The organism is Rouxiella silvae (genome assembly GCF_002093625.1).
GTDB classification, from domain to species: domain Bacteria; phylum Pseudomonadota; class Gammaproteobacteria; order Enterobacterales; family Enterobacteriaceae; genus Rouxiella; species Rouxiella silvae.
Genome location: NZ_MRWD01000107.1, coordinates 1 through 6203, shown reverse-complemented (window position 1 = coordinate 6203; position 6203 = coordinate 1). Strand labels below are relative to the sequence as shown.

4 protein-coding genes are annotated in these 6203 nt (G+C 50.7%); all 4 read right to left on the bottom strand.

The genetic code is table 11. The annotated features are described in order from the left end of the window. Positions 1-172: 172 nt before the first annotated feature. Positions 173-2416: a TonB-dependent receptor gene (locus BS639_RS24350; RefSeq protein ID WP_084984622.1), complete on the bottom strand. Its 2244-nt coding sequence runs from the start codon at positions 2414-2416 to the stop codon at positions 173-175. Positions 2417-2602: 186 nt separating this feature from the next. Further along, complete coding sequence (locus BS639_RS24345) at positions 2603-3292, bottom strand: gamma-glutamylcyclotransferase (RefSeq protein ID WP_173882130.1); 690 nt, start codon at positions 3290-3292, stop codon at positions 2603-2605. Between the two features lie 267 nt (positions 3293-3559). Continuing rightward, positions 3560-4066: an Lrp/AsnC family transcriptional regulator gene (locus tag BS639_RS24340; RefSeq protein WP_055779860.1), complete on the bottom strand. Its 507-nt coding sequence runs from the start codon at positions 4064-4066 to the stop codon at positions 3560-3562. Positions 4067-4266: 200 nt separating this feature from the next. After that, a complete protein-coding gene (gene gabT, locus BS639_RS24335; RefSeq protein ID WP_055779863.1) occupies positions 4267-5583 on the bottom strand; it encodes a 4-aminobutyrate--2-oxoglutarate transaminase in 1317 nt (438 codons plus the stop codon). Between the last annotated feature and the right edge of the window lie 620 nt (positions 5584-6203).

Here is a 6203-nt window from a genome sequence, read left to right as displayed (position 1 = left end):
GTTTATTAGCAAGAGGAGTTACGTCGCGTGGAGTATATAAAATAGTTATGAGCGAATAATAATAAAAATAGCTTTTGTACCGTACGTAAATAACAGTTAGACGTAACGTTTAGGCTTGGCTTTAATGAAAATAACCTGCGGTAAATATCCCCGCAGGTTAACGAGCGAGTGATTAGAAATCGTAAGTCGCCGAAAGCTTGAACTCACGCGGATCGCCCTGAGTCAGATAACCCCCGGTGGCCGACGCCCAATATTTCTCGTTGGTGACATTTTCTAGCGTTGCACGCCAGGTTAACGTGCTGTCTTTAACCGGCATAACGTAGCGCAGGCCGAGGTCAAGACGCGTCCAGGCATCAACCTTTAGGGTGTTTTCTTCGTTGGCATACTGTGGTCCGGTGCGGATAACCTTGCCGGTTGCCGTGAGGCCGCTCATGCCCGGCAGGTCCCATTCTCCTCCCACCACCCACTGATAGCGCGGAACGCCCACGGCGTCGTTGCCGTTGTAAGCGCCGTCCTGCGTTTTAGTCATGTCCGGGTCCATAAAGGTGGCACTGCCGTTGACGCGAACGCCCAGCAGCGGTTCACCGAACAGATTCAATTCAACGCCGCGGTTGCGCACTTCGCCATAGTTACCGTAGGTATAGGTATTATTGCCATTGCGGGTGTACATACCGACCGGTTTGGTTATCTCGAAGAACGCCAACGAGGTGGCTACGCGACCAAAATCTGCCTTAACACCCACTTCGTTTTGCTTGGAGGTTTCAATGCCTGAAACCTGGCCGCCGTTAGTCACCAATACGCTGTTGTAAGTGGTGCCGGCGGTTTCACCCGACTGCAACGCCTCAATGTGGTTGGCATAAAACGAAACGTGCTCCCACGGCTTGACGACCAGACCAAAGGCTGGTGTGACTTTGGTTTGGTCGAAACTTGAGCTGGCGGCGCCGGTGTAGTCATAGTTCATGACCATCACATTTTGACGGCGTAAACCGGCGATCAACTGTAGCCGATTATCAAGCATTGAGAGGGTGTCTGAAAGCATCACGCCTTCGGAACGCGTGCGGTTAGTGACGCCCGGACCTGACATATCACCACCGGTATATAGCGTGCCCGGTTGCTGATTTACAGAAACTGGGTCATAGATATTGCTGATAATTGAGCTGCTGCTCAGCGTGTAGGCGCTGCGCACTTTGCGATAAAGTGAGCTTACGCCGAAGTTCACGCTGTGGCTGATAAAGCCGGTATCAAACTTGCCGCGAATACCGGCCTGACCGGAAACGCTGTCCGAGCGATAAGGCACCGTCATGCGGCTGGACGATGAGTCACCGCTGTTGTCAGTGAGCGTCGGCGAGCTGTAGATACCGTCTTCATGGTCATGATTCGCCCCACCCGCGGCGTATACGGTCCAATTATCGGTGAGATCATACTCGGCTTTCAACAGGCCAAACTCATTGGTCATGTCAGTATAGGCCCACTGCTGGCCGTAGTTACTGGTCGATTTTGGCGCAGAAGGAATTTCAGTGGCGGAGCCGAGATAAACCACTGGGCGGCCGCCGTGAATGGTTTGCTTAGTAACGCCGAAATCAAACGAGGTGCGAAATCGATCGCCACGATAGTCCAGGCCAATCGACCCCATGGTAAGACGTTTTTTCTCATTATCGATGGCGGTATCACCTTCACGATGCACCATGTTCACGCGCACGCCAAACTGATTGTTATCCCCGAAGCGACGCCCCAAATCTAGCGAGCCGCCGGTTTGTGAAGAGGAGCCATAATCAACGGAAACGCGGTTAATAGGGGCATCTGTTGCATGTTTAGGTTCAACGTTAACACTGCCGCCGACGCCCGTTCCGCCAGGAGGAACGCCGTTCATAAAGGCGCTTGAGCCTTTGAGCAATTCCACCCTTTCGGCCAGCTCCAGCGGCACTATCTGGCGGGGAAGAATGCCGTACACCCCGCCGTAGGACACGTCATCGCCGTCAAGCGGGAAGCCGCGAATGACAAAGGTCTCCGCATAATTACCATAGCCATTGGCGGTTTGCACCGAGGCGTCATTGCTCAGCACGTCACCCAAGGTACGGCTCTGCTGGTCCTGCATCAGTTTAGAGGTATAGCTCACCACGCTAAAAGGCACATTTTGCGCGTTCTGCTCACCTAAAAAACCCAGACGTCCGCCGTTGGCAAAACCGCCATCGAGGTAGGCTGGAAGCAGTTGGTCTCCGCCAGAAGTAAACTGCTGGGGTACGGCGGTGACGGTGAGGGTATCGCCGCTTTTCGCGCTGGTCGAACCGGCGCCGGTGGCGGTACTCGCGGCGGCCAATAGCGGCATACTGACCAAAGCAAGTGCAGCTGAAATTGAGACGGATAGCAGCTTCTGTGGCGTCGAAAGCGCCCGCTTAGCCGGTTTTTGCGCGTGCATACGTTTCCCTGAAATAAAAGATAATGAGAATGGTTATTAGATCGATTCACATTATGAGCAGGAGGTATGCAATTGCAACCCTAGGGAATACGGGGGTTTGACTGTTTTGTGTAAAAGTTCAATTCATAAAGTAAAAAAAAGCCTTTCTCGTAAGAAAGGCATTATTTGCACGGCAGATGAGGGCTTTTAAGTGAGGGTAATACCCGACAACGGGGCGTCAATGCCTAATAAAAATCTTACCTGATTGACTAATTCGCTCATGCAGTCATCCCGCATGCCGTAATTTTTTAACTCTTGTTCAAGCGAGAAAAGATATTGCGCATTCGTGCCCAGTGGGCCGCTGGCTTTAGCGATGAGTGGCGCGATAACCTGATAGCTAGTGTCGGCTTCAAACAGCGAATGCAGCGGGTTCATAATAAACACTAACGCAGTCACCGTTCTACCGTCCGTCAGTTCAAGGTCGCACCAGGTCGGATTATAGCAGCCGGTGAGCATCTCACGCTTCCACAACAGCTCAAGGTCTTCACGCAGTTTTTCTTCCGGCAGGCGGAATGCCAGGCCGGTGGTGCTGCCGCCCTCTTTCAACGCCAGCATACGACCTGGCTGAGCCTGTGTGCCTCGACCCGCGGTTAAACGAAGGCAAAAAGCGCGATGGAAACCGTTAAGGGTGGCAGGACAAGACTCTTCGGAGTCGAAGATAGGATTCCACATCAAAGAACCGTAGCCGAATATCCACACCGGGCTGTTGTCCGGTCTTCTCGCCAAGGTACAGTCGAGCGAGGCCGAGCGCTGTTCTGAGGTCAATAACATTGACTCATCGATGCTGCCGAATGCTGTTTTACAGTCTGCGTTACGCAGAAAATCTCGGGTTAACACCATTCATCACCTCCACTCATTAACCTTGCCATAACTTTTTAAGCGTCTTCTCCCTCACTGAGGATCTATCGAGATAGGAAATTTCTTTATGCCCATACATAAATCAGGCTGATTGAATAAACCATATTCGTTTCTTACTCAGCAATCAAGAATGAGTTTGATCACAAAATGAAAATAAACCATAAAAGTGTAAAAAAAGGCACATTAAGTTGAAATAAAAGCCCTCGACGCTTTTTTAATGCCGAGGGTAATCAGAATAAGATGAGATTAATTGGTGTTTTGCATTTGCTGGGTGAGCAACGTACGCAAAGGTACACTGCTTTTGATTATCGGGGATTTGATAACGATATAGCTGAAATACTTGTCGATACCAATATTCTTATCAAGTAAAGATTCTATGACTTCCTGATAGTGTTCAATACTGCGGGTGATGAAACGCAGCAGATAATCATAACCGCCGGTAATCAGATGGCACTCGATAAGCTCGTCATATTCGCGGATACAGTTCTCGAACTTTGAAAACTCTTCTCGACGATGCCCTTGCAAAGTGACTTCGGTAAACACGGTAACGGAGTCGGTGATTTTAGGCAGGTTAACGTGTGCCTCATAGCCAGTAATGTACCCCGCGCTTTCAAGGCGCTTCACGCGCTGCAAGCAAGGACTTGGGGAGAGGCCTACCGTATCGGCCAAGTTAACGTTACTGATTCGACCGTCTTTTTGCAGTTGAACCAGTATATTTATGTCGATACGATCAAGTTTTAAAAAGCCGTTCATAGCACCTCACTGTCTTCTTGAGCGTCGACCGGGAATAAAGAGCAGGATTCCCTCTGCGCCTGATTCGACCCTGAAATTACATTTAATCCATGATTAATACACTAGGGTATATCATGATTTTATGTCTCAATACCAGAGCCAGACACAGAGAGTTATTACGCCGATTATTTAATCAAAGTTTATGAAATAGTTAGAAAAAATCAGTCAAGACGGCCGGTTCCGCGCGCCAGTGCAATATCAAAGATATGCATCGCCTCTTCCAACTGCGCATCGGTGGTGACCAGCGGCGCGAGGAAGCGAATAGTGTTGCGATACAGGCCGCATTTAATCAGCAACAGTCCAGCATCGCAGGCGCAGTGGAGGATCTTTTCCGTCAAGGCTGCGTCTGGCTTACCGGTGTCATAGTCGACAATTTCAACCGCCTGCATAAAACCCACACCGCGGACTTCGCCGATACAGGCATACTTCTCCGCTAATTGACGCAGTCGGGCCTCAAGTTGTTGGCCCAGTTTTACCGAACGTTCAAGCAAGCGCTCGTTTTCCAGGACATCAAGTACGGCAAGCGCGGCAGCACAGGCCAAAGCGTTACCGCCATATGTGCCACCGAGGCCGCCCGGCGTCGGTGAGTCCATGATTTCTGCTTTGCCCACCACGCCTGAAATAGGCAGGCCACCGCCGAGGCTTTTGGCCACGGTAATCAGGTCAGGGGTGATATTAGAGTGCTGAAAACCAAACATTTTTCCCGTACGACCAAAGCCGGTTTGCACTTCATCGCAAATCAATAAAATGCCGTGCTTGTGGGTTAAGTCACGCAGTGCCTGCATAAAGGCTTTTGGCGCAGGCAAGAATCCACCGTCGCCCTGCACCGGCTCAATCATGATTGCCGCCACGCGGTCGGGCAAGGTTTGCGTGGCAAACAGTTTATCTAATGCGTTAAGCGAATCTTCGGGAGTAATACCGTGAAACGCATTCGGATAAGGAATGCGATAAATATCACCGGGGAAAGGCCCGAAGTTTTGTTTATAAGGCTGACTCATGCCGGTAAGCGCACAACCTAATAAGGTTCTGCCGTGAAAAGCACCGTCAAATACGATAACGCCGGAGCGATCAGTAAAGGAACGCGCAATTTTGATGGCATTTTCTACCGCCTCGGCGCCGGAAGTGAACAGCACAGATTTATAATGCTCGCCCTTCCCTACCACTTTATTCAGTCGTTTTGCCAACTCGATATAAGGAGGGTAAGCGACAACCTGAAAGCAGGCGTGTGAGACATTTTCTAATTGACGCTGCACGGCTTTAACCACTTCAGGATGGTTATGCCCAACGTTTAATACCCCGATACCACCGACAAAATCAAGATAACGCCGACCGTCGTCACCCCAGACCTCAGAACCTTTAGCCTTCGTTACCACCAGAGTGTGTGCCGTGACTATGCCCCGCGGCACGTGCTCTTCACGCAGCGCAAGCCAGTCGATATCATCTTCAGTGATAGATTGGGTGTTTAATACATTGTGCATGGTTTACCTCATCAATTAATTCGGGCGCTGTCGGAATTTGATTCAGTATCTCAATACACAGGTTTATTTCGTGCCGTAATGCCGGTTCAGAAAAAATATCATGCGGAAATGGGGCATTGGTAACGCAGTTCTTTCTTCAGCATCTCAATGTTTTTTCGGAGACGCCTTTCCCCCACCCTAACCCTCCCCCAAACGGGGGAGGTGATAAAGGCGATAAAGCACAAACGCCACAACACCTGAGCACCGGTTTCTGGTTTAGCCCCTTTCCCCCGCTCTCCTCAACGGGTGAAGGCAGGGATGGAGGAGCAGCGGCTGAAGCGTCTGGCTATTTCTTCAGAACCTAAGTCACCGTCGTCCCCCCTAACCCTCCCCCAAACGGGGGCGGTGATAAGGGCGATAAAGCACAAAAGCCACAACACGTGACCACTGATTTTGATTTAGCCCCTTCCCTCGCTCTTTTCAGCGGGGGAAGGCAGGGATGGGGGAGCAGCCGCTCAAGAGTCTGGCTATTTATCGAGAACCTGAGTCACCTAACCCCCACCTAACCTCCCCCAAACGGGGGCGGTGATAAGGGCGATAAAGCACAAAAGCCACAACACGTGACCACTGATTTTGATTTA

What these genes read in the sequence shown, in the direction of transcription:
- BS639_RS24340 (WP_055779860.1), bottom strand. Translation starts at nt 4,066, where the DNA reads ATGAACGGCTTTTTAAAACTTGATCGTATCGACATAAATATACTGGTT.
- BS639_RS24350 (WP_084984622.1), bottom strand. Translation starts at nt 2,416, where the DNA reads ATGCACGCGCAAAAACCGGCTAAGCGGGCGCTTTCGACGCCACAGAAG.
- gabT (WP_055779863.1), bottom strand. Translation starts at nt 5,583, where the DNA reads ATGCACAATGTATTAAACACCCAATCTATCACTGAAGATGATATCGAC.